20 protein-coding genes are annotated in these 17,722 nt (G+C 37.5%); all 20 read right to left on the bottom strand.

Going from position 1 to position 17,722, the window contains the following annotated elements; all coding sequences use genetic code 11:
• Nucleotides 1-253: 253 nt before the first annotated feature.
• Nucleotides 254-1,141: a translation elongation factor Ts gene (gene tsf / locus ACIQ7N_RS03580; RefSeq protein WP_402930353.1), complete on the bottom strand. Its 888-nt coding sequence runs from the start codon at nt 1,139-1,141 to the stop codon at nt 254-256.
• A 101-nt stretch (nt 1,142-1,242) separates the two neighbouring features.
• Nucleotides 1,243-1,962, bottom strand: coding sequence for a 30S ribosomal protein S2 (gene rpsB / locus ACIQ7N_RS03585; RefSeq protein WP_049668466.1), 720 nt, complete (start codon nt 1,960-1,962; stop codon nt 1,243-1,245).
• A gap of 157 nt (nt 1,963-2,119) precedes the next feature.
• Nucleotides 2,120-2,710 (bottom strand): hypothetical protein, encoded by a 591-nt coding sequence (locus tag ACIQ7N_RS03590; protein ID WP_402930354.1) that lies wholly within the window; start codon nt 2,708-2,710, stop codon nt 2,120-2,122.
• A gap of 9 nt (nt 2,711-2,719) precedes the next feature.
• On the bottom strand, nt 2,720-3,028 hold the full coding sequence (locus tag ACIQ7N_RS03595; RefSeq protein ID WP_132357417.1) for an RNA polymerase subunit sigma: 309 nt from the start codon (nt 3,026-3,028) through the stop codon (nt 2,720-2,722).
• 37 nt (nt 3,029-3,065) lie between these two features.
• Nucleotides 3,066-3,836 carry a FliA/WhiG family RNA polymerase sigma factor gene (locus ACIQ7N_RS03600; RefSeq protein WP_402930356.1) on the bottom strand — a complete coding sequence of 257 codons (771 nt, stop codon included), beginning with the start codon at nt 3,834-3,836 and terminating at the stop codon, nt 3,066-3,068.
• A 320-nt stretch (nt 3,837-4,156) separates the two neighbouring features.
• Nucleotides 4,157-4,531: a hypothetical protein gene (locus ACIQ7N_RS03605; RefSeq protein ID WP_402930357.1), complete on the bottom strand. Its 375-nt coding sequence runs from the start codon at nt 4,529-4,531 to the stop codon at nt 4,157-4,159.
• A complete protein-coding gene (locus ACIQ7N_RS03610; RefSeq protein ID WP_248718169.1) occupies nt 4,531-5,037 on the bottom strand; it encodes a chemotaxis protein CheD in 507 nt (168 codons plus the stop codon). The genes ACIQ7N_RS03605 and ACIQ7N_RS03610 overlap by 1 nt, the downstream gene beginning before the upstream one ends.
• Complete coding sequence (locus tag ACIQ7N_RS03615) at nt 5,038-5,670, bottom strand: chemotaxis protein CheC (RefSeq protein WP_132357421.1); 633 nt, start codon at nt 5,668-5,670, stop codon at nt 5,038-5,040.
• Between the two features lie 9 nt (nt 5,671-5,679).
• Complete coding sequence (locus ACIQ7N_RS03620; protein ID WP_132357422.1) at nt 5,680-6,126, bottom strand: chemotaxis protein CheW; 447 nt, start codon at nt 6,124-6,126, stop codon at nt 5,680-5,682.
• Nucleotides 6,127-6,153: 27 nt separating this feature from the next.
• Nucleotides 6,154-8,553, bottom strand: coding sequence for a chemotaxis protein CheW (locus ACIQ7N_RS03625; protein WP_402930358.1), 2,400 nt, complete (start codon nt 8,551-8,553; stop codon nt 6,154-6,156).
• A gap of 14 nt (nt 8,554-8,567) precedes the next feature.
• On the bottom strand, nt 8,568-9,722 hold the full coding sequence (locus ACIQ7N_RS03630; RefSeq protein ID WP_402930360.1) for a protein-glutamate methylesterase/protein-glutamine glutaminase: 1,155 nt from the start codon (nt 9,720-9,722) through the stop codon (nt 8,568-8,570).
• On the bottom strand, nt 9,723-10,598 hold the full coding sequence (locus ACIQ7N_RS03635; RefSeq protein WP_402930361.1) for a MinD/ParA family protein: 876 nt from the start codon (nt 10,596-10,598) through the stop codon (nt 9,723-9,725).
• Nucleotides 10,595-11,791, bottom strand: a complete 1,197-nt coding sequence (gene flhF / locus ACIQ7N_RS03640) for a flagellar biosynthesis GTPase FlhF (RefSeq protein WP_402930362.1) — start codon at nt 11,789-11,791, stop codon at nt 10,595-10,597. The genes ACIQ7N_RS03635 and flhF overlap by 4 nt, the downstream gene beginning before the upstream one ends.
• Nucleotides 11,788-13,821, bottom strand: coding sequence for a flagellar biosynthesis protein FlhA (gene flhA, locus ACIQ7N_RS03645; protein ID WP_248718164.1), 2,034 nt, complete (start codon nt 13,819-13,821; stop codon nt 11,788-11,790). The genes flhF and flhA overlap by 4 nt, the downstream gene beginning before the upstream one ends.
• A gap of 23 nt (nt 13,822-13,844) precedes the next feature.
• Nucleotides 13,845-14,933, bottom strand: coding sequence for a flagellar biosynthesis protein FlhB (flhB, locus tag ACIQ7N_RS03650; protein ID WP_248719145.1), 1,089 nt, complete (start codon nt 14,931-14,933; stop codon nt 13,845-13,847).
• Between the two features lies 1 nt (nt 14,934).
• Nucleotides 14,935-15,711, bottom strand: a complete 777-nt coding sequence (fliR, locus tag ACIQ7N_RS03655) for a flagellar biosynthetic protein FliR (protein ID WP_132357428.1) — start codon at nt 15,709-15,711, stop codon at nt 14,935-14,937.
• A 4-nt stretch (nt 15,712-15,715) separates the two neighbouring features.
• On the bottom strand, nt 15,716-15,985 hold the full coding sequence (fliQ, locus tag ACIQ7N_RS03660) for a flagellar biosynthesis protein FliQ (protein WP_132357429.1): 270 nt from the start codon (nt 15,983-15,985) through the stop codon (nt 15,716-15,718).
• Nucleotides 15,986-15,998: 13 nt separating this feature from the next.
• Nucleotides 15,999-16,664 (bottom strand): flagellar type III secretion system pore protein FliP, encoded by a 666-nt coding sequence (gene fliP / locus ACIQ7N_RS03665; RefSeq protein ID WP_402930364.1) that lies wholly within the window; start codon nt 16,662-16,664, stop codon nt 15,999-16,001.
• A complete protein-coding gene (locus ACIQ7N_RS03670) occupies nt 16,661-17,329 on the bottom strand; it encodes a flagellar biosynthetic protein FliO (protein WP_402930365.1) in 669 nt (222 codons plus the stop codon). The genes fliP and ACIQ7N_RS03670 overlap by 4 nt, the downstream gene beginning before the upstream one ends.
• A 10-nt stretch (nt 17,330-17,339) precedes the next feature.
• Complete coding sequence (locus ACIQ7N_RS03675; RefSeq protein WP_049668450.1) at nt 17,340-17,702, bottom strand: response regulator; 363 nt, start codon at nt 17,700-17,702, stop codon at nt 17,340-17,342.
• Nucleotides 17,703-17,722 lie beyond the last annotated feature (20 nt).

Below are 17,722 nucleotides of genomic sequence, written 5' to 3' on the forward strand. Positions count from 1 at the left end.
TTTAAAACATCTCTATTCCCTTTTCCATTATAGTATAAATAACAATAATTGCTAGTTATGAATAAGGCAGAATAGGAAATTATATGGCTCATCACCATAACGTGTGGTGATTTCCGTTCCACAATATTGGTGGATGAACCAATTATATCTTTTTTCGCTCATTTCGGAAAAATAGGGAACACGCTATGTTGTGTTCCCCATTTTTTGTCTAGAAAATCTAGATATTATTTGATTAGGATCAAACGCAAGTAAATTAGTTACCTTTAACTTGGCTCATTACTTCTTCAGCAAAGTTATCTTCACGTTTTTCGATACCTTCACCTACAGCGTAACGTACGAAGCCGTTTACTGAACCGCCAGTTGAAGCAACGAAGTCACGTACTTTTTGATCTGAGTTTTTAACGAATGTTTGGTCAAGTAAGCAAACATCTTCGAAGTATTTACCAAGACGACCTTCAACCATTTTAGCTACGATGTTTTCTGGTTTACCTTCGTTAAGAGCTTGTTCAGTTAATACTTTACGCTCACGTTCAACTTCTTCAGCAGAAACTTCATCGCGAGAAACATAAGTAGGGTTAATAGCTGCGATATGCATAGCAACATCTTTAGCAGCTGAAGCATCTGTAGAACCTTCTAAAGTAACTAATACACCGATGCGGCCGCCCATGTGTAAGTAAGAACCGAATGCATCTGCATCAGTTTTTGTTTTCACTTCGAAACGACGAAGCGTGATTTTTTCACCGATTGTTGCAACTGCAGTTGAAATTTGGTCAGCAATTTTCACGCCTTCAGCATTTGCAAGCTCTAATGCAGCTTCAACTGTTGCAGGTTTAGCAGCAAGTAATTGCTCAGCTAAAGAAGCAACTAATACTTGGAATTTTTCGTTTTTAGAAACGAAGTCAGTTTCAGCATTTACTTCTAGGATGATTGCTTCGTTACCATTTTCTAAAATGTAAGTTGTACCTTCTGCAGCGATACGGTCAGCTTTTTTAGCAGCTGAAGAAAGACCTTTTTCACGTAGGAAATCGATCGCAGCATCTATATCGCCATCAGTTTGTACTAACGCTTTTTTACAATCCATCATTCCAGCGCCAGTTTTTTCGCGTAATTCTTTTACTAATTGTGCAGTAATGTTTGCCATTTAGTGTTTCCTCCTCAAATTGGTTGTGCAAATTTTAGTGATAGGTTCTAAAAAAGGTGATAAGGGTTTTGAGCCACTTATCACCTTTTTGTAAACGTGAATTACTCAGCAGCAGCTTCTACAGCTGGAGCTTCCTCTTCACCTTGTTTTGACTCGATTAAAGCATCAGCCATTTTAGCAGTTAAAAGTTTAACAGCGCGGATAGCATCATCATTAGCAGGGATTACGTAGTCGATTTCATCTGGATCACAGTTTGTATCAACAATACCTACTAGAGGGATGTTTAATTTAATAGCTTCTGCAACAGCAATACGCTCTTTGCGTGGGTCAACCACGAACATTACGTCTGGAAGTGCGTGCATATCACGGATACCGCCTAAGAATTTGATTAGACGTTCGTGTTCTTTTTTAAGTTGGATTACTTCTTTTTTAGGTAGAACTTCGAAAGTTCCATCCTCTTCCATTTTTTCGATTGCTTTCATACGTGCAACACGTTTTTGAATAGTACCGAAGTTTGTAAGAGTACCACCTAACCAACGTTGGTTGATGTAGTAGTTGCCTGAACGTTCAGCTTCATCTTTGATCGCTTCTTGTGCTTGTTTTTTCGTACCAACGAAAAGAACTTTACCACCGTCTTGACCAACTTGACGCATGAAGTCATAAGCTTCCTCTAATTTTTTAACAGTTTTTTGTAAGTCGATGATGTAGATCCCGTTACGCTCAACGAAGATATATTTCTTCATTTTTGGGTTCCAACGACGAGTTTGGTGACCGAAATGTACACCAGCTTCAAGTAATTGTTTCATAGAAATTACTGACATGTGTATTTCCTCCTAGTATGTTTGGTTTTTATCCTCCGCATTTATCACTTGCAACAAGCTACCCTAAGCTTAGAGCACCACTTACTACATCAAAATGCGTGTGTATTAATAACACCATTTGCAACTATATCATAGCTTTATCCCATTCGCAACTGTTTTAGTGCTGAAATTTCAATAAAAGCTCAATCTCTGTTTTCCCTTTTTGCAGCTGCTTGGCAATTTCTTCTGCTGTTTTACCTTGTTTCGCTAATTCAACAGCTTGTTGTTCTATTGTTAATGGCTTCGTTTCTTCCTTTTTAGTTGCATTAGTTGGCTGCTGGGACGAATGCACCACTTTAGCTTCTGTTTTAGCTTCAGTTTGCTGCTGACGCGAATAAGCATTGGCTACAATATTTTTGGGCACATAGAAGCGCGGTTCATTATCTAATCTAGTAGAACCGTCTACTGGGCTTTCCTCCTTAGTTAAAGAAGGCGATTGCTCCTTTTGTCTCTCAATCTGTTCTTCATGTTTCACAGCATTCGTTTGAGTTTCAGACTTCGAAACTCGTTGTAGCTCTTGAATTAGGCGATCATTTTCATCTTTCATCTCAGTTAAATAAACACTAATGGTATCATCCATTTCACGCATTAAGCGCTCCTGTTTTTTTTCTAAGTCCTTAAATTTTGCTAGCTTCGTATTTAATATAATAAGGAAATAAAATGAAAGTAGCTGTAAAATAAAAAGAACCGCAATTAGTATGATTGTCATAGTAAGCTCCTATCCACTAAAATCCACAAAATTTCCTTTAAACGGATGCTGCGCTTGCGTTTCTCGCTTCTCGTTATCCTTATTTTTCTTTTTCCGAGTACCTTTTATATACTCTCCACCTGCTTCTTCATCTTCACTAATCTCATCCATACCCTCTGAAGTATTCACAACTTTTTGCTTGCGTTCTATTTCTTTTTTTAACGCGTCATTTGCATGTGCTTGCTGAGCCAAAGTTTGTTGTTGGGCCTGATCCGCCATTTTCCCTGCTTCAAATGTTTTTGGAATAGCTATTTGTAATTCGACACCCTTTAAACTCATGTGACTCCCTCCTTCAACGATATGTATATAAGGAATATTATGCATTAATCATTTCATTAGATAATAATTTTCGTAGCTTTAATAGCGCCTTTGAGTGGATCTGTGAAATGCGCGATGTTGATAATCCAAGCATTTCTCCAATTTCTGTTAATGTTAATTCTTCAGTATAAAATAAACTAAGCACCAGCTGCTCTTTATCATTGAGCTTTTGGATATTTTCTGCTAAATCCCCAAGCAGTTCAGACTTAACGACAGCTTGCTCAGGTGTCGCTGTTGTATCATCACGAATAACAAATGACTTTCCATCTGTCTCATCTTGATCTTGCTGCTCATTAATGGAAAGAACATTTGAAAAGAAATGCTCCTGTACAGTTTGGTAAACTTCCTCAACAGGTAAAGTCATATGTTCCGCAAGTTCCTCAGGTGTTACATGACGCATATATTTTTGTTCTAACTGTTCAATCTGTGCATCTAATTTTTTGGCCTTCTCACGTGCAGAACGCGGCAACCAATCTTCCTTACGTAAACCATCAATAATTGCTCCTCTTACTCTAAAAGAAGCATATGTATCAAATTTTAAGTCCCTATTAATATCAAATTTATTTAATGCATCAAAAAGACCTACCATACCTAAGCTCGTTAAATCGTCTCGCGATACACTCTTTGGTAAGCTCGATCCAATGCGTTGTACATGATAAGATACTAGAGAAATATATTTTTTTATAAGTAAATCACCAGCATCTGGATCACGTTCATTTATCCAGCGGTTCCACAGCTTTTGTTCATCGTTCAGAATTGGTTGTGTCATGTAATCCACCTCTCTAAGAAAAACGCATTTACGCGCCTGTTTGCCACTGTCTTATATTACCTTGTTGTTTTCTGTTTTTAGTTATTTACAGAGGGTAACAAAGCGTTACTAGCTATCCAGCCTCTAACATAAAAACCAATGTAATTCTTTCCTATATTATAACAAGAATCGACTTTAATTTCATTTGTTTCTCAGACTCTATCATAGATTTTTTACATTTTTGTGTCAGGCATTTTTTGTTTGGATATAGTCAAAACTTACTAATGCACAAAAGAATTAAAATAACTATAAAAAGAGCCGCTACTCGCGACTCCTATTTTTTAAGCATTATTTAATTGCGGATCATCCTCACGATTCATCATTGTGCGGACAACTTGCGCAATTTCTTCTGAGTTTTCATCTTGAAACTCAACGGTAGAGCTGGCCGTCGGTGTTTCTTGATTGTCTTCCTCACGATTGCCGGATTCGTCTTCTTCCTGCTCACCTTCAACGATGTCTTCAGCATCCTCTGGTGTGAATAAAATATAGGCGATTAAAAATCTTACAATATACATGATAAAAAATACAATTATGCCCGCCACAAATGACCCTATGATAATACGTAGTGGCGTATAAGGTTTTAGAAAAGTACTAAAAAAATATATAGAAAAGGCAATTAATGCTCCCCATAGGTTATAAAAAAAAGAACCAAACATTATATTTCGCTCACTCCTTGGTTAACCGTTCGAATATGTAATGTCGAAGTCGCAGGATTAAATTCAATTGTTCTACCACTATTTCCGCCCGTGTCTTCGGCAACTAAACGAATTCCATGACGCTTTAGCTCATGCTTAACAGCTTCAACATTACGCGGGCCGATGCGCATGGAATCTTTATCTGACGTAAATTGAAACATCTGCGCACCACCCGCAATTTTTGCCTTTAGCTTGAATTTTTGAACGCCTTCTAACTTTAATAAGTCAATCATTGCCGCAATGCCTGTGTCAGCAAATTTAGCCACATTTATTGACTCTTGTCTACCTAAACTCGAATCTGGCAACATCACATGAATCAAACCAGCTATTTTTTTTGATTCATCGTATAAAATAACACCTACACAAGATCCAAGACCTGATGTTCTTATCGTATTTGGTAACTTTACTACATCCATTTGTGCAATTCCAACTTTTATAACTTGCCCATTACTACTGTTTTGGATCATCTATGAAACTCCTAATGCTTTAAAAATAGCATCAAATGAGTCTGGATCTGGTAATAAAAAGAAATGCCCTCTAACTGTTTCCTGATCCTCTACACCGTCTTCAAAAATGGATGTGTTTATGACGATAACATTATCGCTAACGTGTGATAATTCGATCAAACCAATACTAATAATGGCACCAAACATGTCAACACTTAGTCCCGGCACAGTTGGATAAATTTTTAAATTTGTAAAGTCAGATAACGCCGATAAATAAGAGCCAGATAAAATATTACCCATCTCCTGCATAGCTGATAAACCTAACTCTGAAACAGGTCGTTTTTTAAAGTCGAATGATTCATCAAATATGAGACGACGAATAAAACGATTTGCTTGTTCAATTGGCAGAATAAAGAACATACTACCTTCAGCATCACCTTCAATGCGTAGATAGATGCCAACTACGACATTTTCAGATCCACCAGCAAGCTCCATCATGTCATTAAATGACACCATTTCAACCTTTGGTACCCGCATATCAATTTTTTTACCAAGTAAATTGGAAAGTGCTGTCGCAGCATGCGCAGCACCTATATTACCAATTTCCTTTAATACATCTAAATGTAGCGATGTAATCTTTTGATTATATGTCATTATCGATCCCTACTTTAGTGGATTTAGTACTTTTTCTAAATGCAATAAAATTAATAATCGTTTATCTATTTTAGCCACACCTGAAATAAACTCTTCTTCCAATGAACCTACTACTTCGGGCTGTGGTTCAATAGAGTCAGCAGGGATGTCTAACACATCATTTGCAGAGTCTACGACGAAACCTACTTCCATATCTTCTAATGAAATAATGATAATACGTGTTGTTTCTTCGTGCTCAGAGATAGGTAATTCAAACCGTTCACGTAAGTCTACAATTGGTGTTACGACACCGCGTAGGTTAATAACACCTTTTACATATTTCGCCGTTTTCGGTACGCGCGTAATATGCATTAGTTTTTCAATCCCTTGTACATGTGACACTGGAATCGCATATTCTTTATCAGCTAGTTGAAAAACAATTACTTTAATACTTTCTTGTTCCACTGCATTTGTCATTGTTTACACCTCTCTTATTCATTCACCTTATTTAATAAGTGCGTTACAATCCACAATTAAGGCTACTTTACCGTTACCTAAAATTGTTGCACCTGAAATTGCAAAAATATTCGTTAAGTAGTTTCCTAATGATTTCAGAACAATTTCTTGTTGGCCAATGAATGAATCTACAACTAAACCAGCAAGCTTCTCACCTTTTCGAACGATGACCACTGAATGGAATTCGTCACCCTGTGGTTCTTTGCGAGGTACCTCAAAAATTTCTTCTAAAAATACGAGTGGTACTACTTTGCCACGGAAGTCGATTACTTTTTGATTATGCGCATTCATAATTTCAGATGAACGGATAATGGAAGTTTCGATAATTGATGAAAGTGGAATGGCATAAATCTCTTTCTCTATTTCTACTAGCATGACAGAAATAATCGATAACGTCAGTGGTAATTGAATCGAGAATACTGATCCTACATCTTGTGTAGATTCAATTGAAATATTTCCACCCAATGATTCTATTGTTGTTTTAACAACGTCTAATCCAACGCCTCGGCCTGATACGTCAGAAATAACATCTGCCGTTGAGAAACCAGAAGCCAAAATAAGCTCATTGATTTGCTTATCTGACATTGAATATGATTGTTCTTGTGTAACAATACCTTTAGAAATAGCTTTCGCAAGTACTTTTTCACGGTTAATACCTGCTCCATCATCTTCAATTTCAATAAAGACATAGTTACCACTATGATAAGCACGCAGGACGACTGTTCCTTCTTCTGGTTTACCTTTTGCAAGACGAGCAGTCGGATTTTCAATACCGTGGTCAACAGAATTACGAATTAAATGAACAAGAGGATCCCCAATTTCATCGATAACGGTACGATCTAGCTCTGTTTCAGCACCGATAATTTCGAGGTTAATTTTCTTGTTTAGATCACGAGATAACTGACGAATCATTTTCGGGAAGCGATTGAATACTGTCTCTACCGGAACCATACGCATCGTTAAAATAATCGTTTGTAAGTCACCCATGACGCGGCTCATACGTTCCACTGTTTCATTTAACTCTCCATGATTAACCTCAGTTGCAATAGACTGTAGTCGTCCTCGATCGATAACAAGCTCTTCAAATAAGTTCATTAATATATCAAGTCGCTCGATATTTACACGAATTGTTTTATTACCAACAGGCGCATGATTTTTTTCAGCCTTAGCAGGCGCCGCTGCTTTTGCAGGTGTTGGTTTTGCAGTACTTGGTTTAGGTGCAGTAGCAGGTTGAGCCTCAACTTCTACCGTTGCTGTTGCCACTACTTCTTGAATCGCTTGTTCTTTTTCGCTATGTTGCTGTTGTTCAATCGTTGCGACAATCACTTCTTCAACTTCAGAAACTTTCATAATCTTTTTCCGCATATCTTCAGCAGATTCTTTTGTTACGAAGGCTACGTAAAATTGTTGGTCGAATTGTTCGTCTTCAAGCTTATCTACAGATGGATTTGATTTAATGACATCTCCATCTTTTTCCAATATTTCAAACACCATAAATACACGTGCTGCTTTCAAAAGACAGTCCTCACGTAATTTCACTAAAATTTCAAATGCATTGAAACCTTGTTCAGCAGATTGTGCGATAACTGTTTGTTCAAAGCCGTCATACTCTAACACACTTGCTACAGCTGTAGTTGGTGTCTCAATAGTTGCGACAATCACTTCTTCCACTTCTGAAACACTCATAATCTTTTTCTGCATAGCTTCAGCAGATTCTTTCGTTACGAAAGCTACATAAAATTGTTGGTCAAACTGTCCGTCTTCAAGCTTTTCTACAGATGGATTTGATTTAATAACATCTCCATCTTTTTCTAAAATCTCAAACACCATAAATACTCGTGCTGCTTTTAAAAGACAGTCCTCACGTAATCGCACTGAAATTTCAAATGCATTGAATCCTTGTTCAATAGATTGAGCAATAACTGTTTGTTCAAAGCCGTCATACTCTAACACACTTGCAACAGCTGTAGCTGGTGTTTCAGCAGTTACTACTTCAGGAATCGCTTCCTCACCTAATTCAATACGCTTTAATTGAGCAACAGTTGAAGATACATCACGTTTTCCATCTCCGCCATTTGCAATGTCCATCACCATCTCTTCTAAATGGTCAACAGACTCAAAGACAACATCCAAAATTTCTGGAGAAACATGGATTTTCTCATTTCGAATCGCATCTAACACATTTTCCATTTTATGGGTTAAATCTGCTAAATCTTCAAAGCCCATTGTCGCAGACATACCTTTTAATGTATGCGCAGAGCGGAATATTTCTCCAACAATCGCCAAATCGTCTGGATTTTTTTCTAGTTCTAATAAATGTTCACTACACGCTTGTAAATGGTCTTTACTTTCTTCAATAAACATCTCTAAATATTGATTGACTTCCATAAGAGGACACCCCTTTAAGGCAAATATTTCATTATTGTTTGTGCAATATCATCTACATCTGCTACTTCATCGACAAGCTGCGTTTCCACTGCTGCTTTCGGCATACCATACACTATGCAAGTTTCAGCTGACTCAGCGATTGCCATCACATTTCCAGTACTTTTTAGTGCTTTTAGTCCGTTAGAACCGTCATGGCCCATACCTGTCATAATAACTGCCACTTTATCAAAATCATTAAATTGGCTGACATCTTCAAACATGACATCTACAGAAGGGCGATGTCCAGATCTAGGTGGTTCATTATTATCAAGAACTATGCCAAAGGAGGTACCTACTTTTCTAAGTTTTAAATGATACCCACCAGGTGCAATATACGCCGTGCCATTTTGAAGAATATCTCCTTGCTCAGCTTCCTTTACGGTAATCTCACTCAATTGATCCAAACGAGTTGCAAGAGATTTTGTAAATCCTGCTGGCATATGCTGGACAATTAAAATTGGTGCTTGAATTGATTTTGGGATTTTCGTTATTACTTCTTGTAATGCTCTAGGTCCGCCGGTAGAAGTCCCAATCAGTACAATTTTCCGTCCTACTTTATTCCATTCTACATGTGGCTTTGATAATTCTGCCCTTGTCGGAAAAACATTGACAGGAGGAGCCACTATGCCTTCACTAAAAGATTCTCGTCTAACAGTACTCGCTATTAATGAATGTTCTTGTTGTCTTTTACTACCAGAAGGTTTTTTTAATTTTGAAATAGGTACCAATGATGCTTGTTCAACTTTGTGAACAAGCTCGGTTTGGATTTTATGTAAATCAAGAGAAATTGTTCCGCTCGGCTTTGCGACAAAATCTACTGCACCAAGTTCAATTGCTGACAAGGCATTTTCTGCTCCTTGTTGAGTTGTACTTGAGAGCATGACAACAGGTACTGGACATATAGTCATAATTTCCTTTAAAGCATCAAGCCCATTCATTTCAGGCATCTCAATATCCATTGTCACAACTGTTGGCTGCAATGCTTGAATCTTCTTTATCGCATCTTTCCCATTTCGTGCTGTTCCAACTACTTCAACCTTCGAGTTGCCAACAAAAAAGTCACTAATTAGCTTTCTCATAAAAGCAGAATCATCAACAACTAATAGCTTGCTTTTATGTAAAAAGTCCAATTAATCACGCCCTTTCGAAAAAATACTTCTTAATTTAGTTAAGAAATTACCCGCTGACTGATCATGTGCATGAACTTCCTCCACACGGTATTCCATAAAACGTGCCACTATAAGATGAAGCGTCTTTGTAATAAGCGCGTCTGGATATCCAAGTGAAAAAGGCACTTGCTCACGCACAGCCTTACGCACAACAGAATCTTCAGGTAATGAGCCTAATACCGTAACCTCTTTGTCCAAAAAACGTTTCATCGTACGCTTCAGTCGTTCATTAGTTTCCAGTCCTTCTTCTTTACTATAAGCTCGATTACACAGTATATAAAATTGCTTGTCTACATCTCTCGTATGAATATATTTCATCATGGAATAGGCATCTGTTATAGAAGTTGGCTCTGCTGTTGATAAAACAATGATTTCATCTATAGAAGTTAGTAAATCTAATGACCAATTAGTTGCTCCTGCTCCCATATCAAATAAGATGTAATCAAAGCTTTTTTGAAGCTGCTCAAATGCATGAATGAGTCGATCAAACATAATCTCTGACCATTCTAAGACACCCGACATACCAGAACCACCTGAAATATATTTTAAATCGTAAGGACCTTCATAAATAACCTCATCTAGCAACTTATTTCCTTCTAAGTAATCTTTTAAACTATAAGGTGCATTTTTTCCAATTAAAATATTGATATTTCCCATACCAATATCCATATCGACGATGACAACTTTTTTCCCTTTATTGGCCATTGTAATGGCAAAATTCATCGTGAAGTTACTTTTACCAACTCCACCTTTTCCACTTACAACTGCAATTGCCCTGCCTAATTCGCCTTGCTGTTTTAACATTTTCAAGCGTAATGTTTCAGCTTGGTCTCTCATTTTTCTTCACCTTGAAAAAATAAATTTAGTACTGCTTCTAGGTCAGCTTCCTCAATATCTTCTGGTACTTCTTGACCATTCGTGTAGTAAGCAAGTCCTTTATTATATTTAATCATTAAATTAATCATAGTGCCAATAGAATTTGTTTCATCAATTTTTGTAAAAATGAATTTTTCAATTGGCAGTTGCTTAAATTGCTCTACAATATTTGCCATATCCTTTTCTTTCGTTGTCATAGCAAGTACTAAGAAGGACTCAGCTTGATCATCAAATTTTATGAGACGCTGTAAATCGTCTACATATTTTACCTCTTTATAATTGCGGCCAGCTGTATCTATAAACACTAAATCTAAATGGGACAAACGATGGATTGCTTGTTCAAAATCTGTTGCATTATAGGCAATTTCGACAGGAGCTTGTAACAGTCCAGCATACGTTTTTAATTGCTCAATTGCGGCAATACGGTAAGTATCTGTCGTGATAAATCCTATTTTTTTCTTTTTTTCTAGAACTGCTCTGGCTGCCATTTTAGCAATTGTCGTAGTCTTTCCGACACCTGTTGGACCTAGAACATTAATATATTTTTGGTCATAGGATAAGCCCCCGACTGGAAGATTCTCTAGCTCTTTGCGCAATAAATTTTTCGTAACCATCTTACATTGAGAAAAATTGATTTCTGACGCCTCTTTGAAATGCGTAAAAAGCTCATCACCAATCGTTGTGATGAGCTCCTCACTTAGCTCCTGCTGTCTTAAGTATTCAATGAAGGGTAAGAGTTCATCGGGATATTGATCTTGGATAGTCTTCTTATGCATAGAATGCATTAAAGATTTTAAATCTGCGATTTCCTTCCTCAAGTCTTCAGAAATGCCAGTTTCCTCATGCAAGGGCACCTCATTCTGTAGCTGTACTTGGTGCGTTTTAGCTTGCACAGCATTCGTAATCTCTTGTAACCTTACATTTTCTTTTTTAGCTGTTGTTATAGGTAAAGCTGCAGGTGCTGGAGCCACATTACCTGGCTCCATTGAATCAATCCCTGCAACAACCTCAAAACTTTTCTTTTTAATGATTCCAAAAAACTTTTTTGTAACGACTACTTTCGAATTCAAAATGACAGCGTCCTCACCTAGTTCAGCACGTACAAGCTTCATCGCTTCTGGTATGGAGGATGCATAATATTTTTTCATTTTCATTCAACATTCACCACCCCAACACTTTGAATTTCAACTGTAGCATCAAGTTCATTGTATGATAGAACTGGAATTTGCGGGAAATAACGCTCCGTTAGTTGACGTAAATACATACGAACTGCTGGAGAGCATAAGATAATAGCAGATTGTTCCATAAAGGAAACGCGTTCTACTTCTGCAGCAATAATCTCCAAGACAGTTTGAGAATCTTGCGGATCCATCGCTAAATAATTTCCGTGATCAGTTTGTTGTATACTATCAGCAATCATTTTCTCTACTTTACCCGAAACAGTTATCACCTTTAATGACGGGTTGTCTCCTACGTATTGAGAAGTAATCTGACGTGCCAATGATTGACGTACATACTCCGTTAATATATCGGTATCGCTCGTTAACTTTGCATAGTCTGCTAGCGTTTCAAAAATAATTGGTAAGTTTCGTACTGAAACATTTTCTCGTAAGAGTTTACCCAGTACTTTTTGAATTTCTCCAGTCGATAACGGTGTAGGCGTCAGCTCTTCGACTAAAATTGGATGTGTTTCACGTAAATGATCAATTAACTGCTTCGTCTCTTGACGACCGAGTAATTCATAAGCATTTGCTCGAATCATTTCGGTTAAGTGGGTCGACACTACGCTCGGTGGGTCAACAACTGTGTAGCCGAACATTTCGGCATCTTCTTTCACTTGCTCAGTAATCCATTTTGCAGGTAAACCAAATGACGGTTCAACTGTGTCAATTCCTTCGATGGAATCATCATCTCCTGGACTCATTGCTAAATAATGATCAAGTAGTAGTTCACCACGTGCCATTTCATTACCCTTTATTTTAATTCGATATTCATTTGGTTGTAATTGAATATTATCGCGAATACGAACAACCGGAATGACAATCCCTAATTCTAATGCTAACTGTCGACGTATCATAATGACTCGATCTAATAAATCTCCACCTTGAGCAGCATCTACTAACGGTATTAAACCATAGCCGAATTCAAACTCGATTGGGTCCACATTTAATAAATTCACAACGTTTTCAGGGCTCTTCATGCCGTCTGTTGCCACTTCTTCCTCAATTTCAAGTAATTCTTCTTCATCCTCTGGTTTCTTATGATCCATCATATAAGCACCAGCAATTAGCGAACAACCAATTGGAAGTGTTATCCATAGAGGGATAGGTGTGAAAAATCCAAGTAAAAGTATTGTTCCACCTGCTACATAAAGCAGTTTCGCTTGAGCAAAAAGCTGCCCTGTAATATCTTCACCAAGACTTCCCTTAGAAGATGCACGTGTTACGACAATCCCTGTCGCAGTAGAGATAAGTAGCGCAGGAATTTGCGAGACAATACCATCCCCAACTGTTAACTTAGAAAAATGATTCGCTGCATCTGCAAATGGAAGACCCATTTGCGCAACACCGATGATGATACCAAATAATAAGTTGATAATAACCATGACCATCGAGGCAATGGCATCCCCTTTTACGAATTTTGTGGCACCATCCATCGCTCCGTAAAAGTCCGCTTCACCCGCTACTTTTTCGCGTCGTTCACGTGCTTCCTTTTCAGAAATAACTCCTGCATTTAAATCAGCATCAATACTCATTTGTTTACCTGGCATCGCATCCAGTGTGAAACGTGCTGCTACTTCAGCTACACGCTCCGCTCCTTTTGTAATAACGATAAACTGAATTAACACAAGAATTAAGAATACAACTAAACCAACTAGTACATTCCCGCCGACTACAAAATCACCAAACGTTTCAACAACCGCACCAGCATCACCTTTGGCTAAAATGGCACGTGTTGTAGAAACGCTCAGTCCGAGTCGGAACAAAGTTAACAATAAAATAACTGAAGGGAAAATAGAAAAGTCTAACGCTTCCTTCATACTCATTGCTGTTAACAGTACGATTAATCCTAATGTAATATTAATGACGATTAAGAAACTTAACATCCACGGAGGAAGAGGAATGATGAGCATCGCAACGATTAAAATAACCGCACCTAAAACCCCTATATCGCGAACTTTCATTTGTGTCCCTCCTACAAAAAGCTTTAAATTTTCCGCTTAATTCGATAAACATAAGCAAGCACTTCGGCTATTGCTTTGAAAAACTCTTCTGGTACTTGATCACCGATTTCTACTTGATCGTACATTGCTCGTGCTAATGGCCTGTTTTCAACCATAATCACATCATGTTCTTTCGCAATCATTTTAATTTTTTGAGCGATAAAGTCTGTACCCTTGGCAACAATGCGTGGGGCTTCCATACTTTCCTCATCATATTTGAGGGCAATCGCATAGTGAGTTGGGTTAGTGATGACTACATCGGCGTTTGGAATCTCTGACATCATTCGACGCATCGCCATTTCGCGTTGGCGTTGCTTAATTTTCGATTTTATCAGCGGATCCCCCTCACTATTTTTATATTCATCTTTAATATCTTGCTTAGACATTTTAAGATTTTTTTCGTAATCAAATTTTTGATACATCCAGTCTAAAAGGGATACACATAGTAAGACTAGCGAAGCAGCAATCCCCATAATACCAACAAGCTTACCCACGGTAATAAGAGTTATCCATGGGCTTTTAAAGGATAACGCCAACACTTTTGGTAAATTTGTCCAAACTATAATTGTCGTAACGCCACCAATGAAGCCAATCTTTAATACTGACTTTATAAGCTCTATAATGGCTTTAACAGAAAATATTTTTTTTAGCCCTTTAATCGGGTCCATTTTTTTCAAATCAAACTTCATTGGTTCTAATGTAAAGAGAAAACCGAACTGTAGAAAGTTACCTGCTAACGCTCCAACAAATGCAATTCCCATAATTGGACCAATAACAAAAGCCATTTGCACCAATGTTTCTGTAAATAAGCGCATCACACTATCAATTGTTAGTGTTTCTACGCGTATGTTCTGAATAAAAGTTTGCTTAAAAAAAGCTAAAAGATCATCTAGCAGTGAACCTGCAAAGAAGTATAAAAAGATAAATACCATGAGCATGACAATTGCACTGGAAATATCCTGACTCTTGATTACCTGACCTTTTTTCCGAGCATCTTGTCGTTTTTTGGGCGTCGCCTTTTCCGTTTTTTCTCCCGCAAAATACTGTAAATCTAAATCTAGCAGTAGCAACATTTTACCCACCACCTAAAATAGCCATTACATCACGCATCGCATAAATCATAATTGTAATAAGCTTTTGTATCACTTGAACCATTACAGCCATCATTGTGAATAACACTAGAAAACTAACACCAATTTTAATAGGAAAACCAACAACAAAAATATTTAATTGCGGTACAGTTTTCGCCGTGATTCCTAGCGCCAAGTCGACTAAAAATAAAGTAGCTACAACAGGAGCAGCCATTTGAAAGGCAATCGCAAAAACAGCTGTAAATTTTGTGATGATAAACTCTATATAATGATCATTTGCGAAATTAGGAAATCCTTGATCCATCGGTAAAAATTGATAACTATAATAAATTCCATCGAGAATCATATGATGCCCATTTATAGCTAGTAGAAAAAGTAATGCTAGTGTATTAAAAAACTGTCCTATCAATGGACTTTGTGCACCTGTTTGCGGGTCAATAATATTGGCAATAGCAAAACCCATTTGAAAATCTATAAAGCTTCCGGCAATTTGAATTGCCGACATGATGATATAGCCTACTAAACCGAGTAACAGTCCAATAAGTGCCTCTTTCATCACTAAAAGTATGTAATCACCATTAAATACAAATGGTTCGACGTCAATTGTGTAATACATCATCCAAGCTAAAACTAATGCGAGCGTTATTTTAACTTGTGGCGGAATCGTTCTGTACGAGAAAAAAGGCACCGTGACAAAAAATGCCGATACGCGCACAAGCACTAATAAGAAAACCGTAAAATGCGGGATTAATTCATTCATCTACTCACCCTATATAACGCGTTAAATTCTCAAAAATGTCTCTCGCATAGCTAGTCACTTGTGATAACATCCAAGGACCGAAAAATACGATGGCTGCTAATACAGCGATGATTTTTGGCACGAATGCTAAAGTTTGCTCTTGAATCGATGTAGTTGCCTGAAAAATACTTACCGCTAAACCAGTGATTAAAGCCACTAATAGTAGCGGACCGCTTGTTAGAAGGATAACCATAATGGCACGCTCTGCAATGGAAATAACCAATTCACCTGTCATACTGTATCATCCCCTAAAAACTTTGTAGTAATGATTTCATCACAAGATACCAACCATCAACGAGTACAAATAATAAAATCTTAAACGGCAATGAAATCATAACCGGTGGTAACATCATCATCCCCATCGACATTAGCGTACTTGCGACAATCATGTCGATTACTAGGAATGGAATAAAAATCATAAAGCCAATTTCAAATGCTGTTTTAATCTCACTCAATGCGAAAGCAGGTACTAGCATTGTCAGTGGAATTTCTTCTACAGATGCTGGTATTTCTGCTTGATTATACTTTAAAAATAAATTCAGATCCTTTGGCCTTGTATACTTACTCATAAACTCTTTAAACGGTACACTGGCTCGATCATACGCTTCTTCAATGCCAATTTCCTCAGAAAATAATGGCTGTAATGCCTCTTTATTGACCTCTTGAAATGTTGGAGCCATGATAAAGAAAGTTAAAAACAAGGCAAGTCCTACAATGACCTGGTTCGGTGGCATTTGCTGTGTCGCCAACGCAGTACGAACAAACGATAATACGATAACTATTCGTGTGAACGATGTCATCAAAATTAAAATACTAGGTGCTAGTGAAAGAACTGTTAACATCAAGAGAAGCTTCACTGCGCTCGAGACATTTGTCGGGTCGCTGTTGGAAAAAACACTGATTACATCATTCATTTATCATCATTCTCCTTTTGCTTCCATTTCTCCAGTTCTTCACTGCGCTCCTGTTTAATTTCGGAAATCTTTTTTTCGAACAGCTCACCAAAAGCGTTTTGTTTTTGCTGTACTGATGAACTTTCATTATTTTTTTTCTTAAACTTAGATAATACTTCTGCAATATACGGTGATGTTGCTGCAAGTTCTTGTCGTTCATTATATAGCGCTAAAAGTGTTGCCACTTCATCCGGATCAGTAATTTCACGTAATAGCTGGACATCCTCACCGACCCCAACTAAATAGAGTGTTTTACCTACTTGTAATAGTTGTACCGACTTTTGGGCACCTAACGATAAACCGCCTAAATTTTGTACTAATTGATTACGTTGAAAGTTTAAATTTCTTCTATTTAAAAACTTCATTAATCCATAAAATAAAGCTACAACAAAAATAAGCGCCAACACCATTTTTATGTATTCCCACGTAGATACATCTCCAGCCGCTTGTGACTCTGAATCTTTCTTAGCAGCTGGAGTACTATCTTCTTCACAATCTCTGTTTTTGATGCAGTCGCTCACAGAAGTCGTGTTAGATTCTGCAAATACAGAAGTCGTTGTAGGGTACAAAAACTGGAAGGATACAAGAAATGCGAAAATCATCGTTAGACGAAATGATTTTAACATTTGCATTCAATCATCCTAGAGCTTTTTGAATCGCTTCAATTACGCGATCAGCTTGGAAAGGTTTCACAATAAAGTCTTTCGCACCAGCTTGAATTGCATCGATTACCATTGCTTGTTGTCCCATTGCCGAACACATAATGACAGTTGCATTTGGATCTGAACCTTTAATTGCTTTAAGAGCAGCAATACCGTCCATTTCTGGCATCGTAATATCCATTGTTACTAGATCTGGCTTTAATTCGTTGTACTTTTCAACTGCCTGTAAGCCATCAGCAGCCTCTCCAACAACTTCAAATCCATTTTTCGATAAAATATCCTTGATCATCATGCGCATGAATGCGGCATCATCAACAATCAAAATTCTTTTAGACATGGTTAACTCCTCCAATTGAA

Source organism: Lysinibacillus sp. NPDC095746 (assembly GCF_044763535.1).
Taxonomy (GTDB): Bacteria; Bacillota; Bacilli; order Bacillales_A; family Planococcaceae; genus Lysinibacillus.